Annotated in this window: 2 protein-coding genes; both read right to left on the reverse strand. The window is 67.1% G+C overall.

Going from position 1 to position 1,256, the window contains the following annotated elements:
* The coding region (locus PYV61_RS25475) for a terminase large subunit (protein ID WP_275836691.1) at positions 1-711 on the reverse strand (711 nt) is incomplete at its 3' end.
* Entirely contained in the window at positions 680-1,153 is a 474-nt protein-coding gene (locus PYV61_RS25480; protein ID WP_275836692.1) for a P27 family phage terminase small subunit, read from the reverse strand. The genes PYV61_RS25475 and PYV61_RS25480, both read right to left, overlap by 32 nt.
* Between the last annotated feature and the right edge of the window lie 103 nt (positions 1,154-1,256).

A 1,256-nucleotide genomic window follows, 5' to 3' on the forward strand; every position in this document is an offset into this window, starting at 1 on the left:
TGTGTCGATCTGGTCGACCGAGGCGAACTCGTGGATCTCGTCCGCGAGCACCATGCGCGGCCGCGGGCCCGACTGCTGCTTGCCGTCGGCGAGCGGCAGGAAAAACGATTGCGAGCCCGGGTGCTCGATCTTCCACGCGTTGTCGCCCTCGCCTCGGATCACGACGTGGCCGAGCGCCTCGAGCGTCTCGTGATCGTCGTACCCTGGCACCGGGGCCCGGCACATCGCGGTCGCGTCCTTGAACAGGACCATCGACGTCTGCTTGTTCGCGGCGATCGAGTAGATCTGCGAGCGCCGAAAGCCGCACCAGCCCATTGCGTACAGGCCGAGCCCGGCCATCATCGGCGACTTGGCCTGCCCCTTGCCGGTCTCGACATAGCCGGAGCGGAAGCGCCACCGGCCAGTTGCGTTCACCCAGCCCATCAGCGAGCCGACGATGAACACCTGATACGGGATCAGGTGGAAGGGCTTGCCTTCGGCCGGACCGTCCGTGATCGTGAACAGCGACGGGAAGAAGTCGATCGCGCGCTGCGCGAGCTCCGGCCGCCAAAAATACCCCCGCTTCTCGGCGTCACGCAGATCCTTCAGGTGCCGTTCGGCCGCGTGCCGCACCAGGTCGCCGGTGACGAATTCGCCCCGCACCGTCGCCCGCGCCCATGCGGTGGTCGGGTCGGTAACCTTAGCCTTGCTGCCCGAGGAACGCGTCGGCACCGGCGCTGCGCTCCCGCTTCTTCACGACCTTGCCCACCTTGGCGCGCCGGCCGGGAGTGAGGCCGAGCTGCTGCTCCAGCCGCTCCGTCGTCTTCTCGGCCTCGCGCATCGCCTGATAGTAGATCGACAGGCGCGCGATCGCCTTGGGGTTGTCCTTGTTCGGTTCGGTGACCAGGCCGTCGACCGCGACGCTCCTCGAGCAGCGATCATAAACCAGATAGGCCAGGATCAGGCGCTGCACCGAATGGGTGTTCGATTCGGAGAAGGTCTCCCGCTCCCGCATCTCGCCAACGATCCGGAGCCAGTGCGCGGACGCGGCGATCTGCTCGTCTCGGTCAGGCAGCAGACGCTCCCAATCGGGCTCGCCGGGCTCCCGCGCGAGCCCCAGCACCCGCCCACCTGCACGCCGCTTCGACGCGGGCCGCTTGACCTTCTCCGCCACAGCGGCTTAGCTCCGCGCCACCGATGTCACACGGCGCCCCCAAGCACCCGAACTTTTTACTTTAGAAACGTTCGCAGTGTGTACGGAACCACTGCGCGGTGTC

Source organism: Roseisolibacter sp. H3M3-2 (assembly GCF_029211165.1).
Classification (GTDB): Bacteria; Gemmatimonadota; Gemmatimonadetes; order Gemmatimonadales; family Gemmatimonadaceae; genus Roseisolibacter.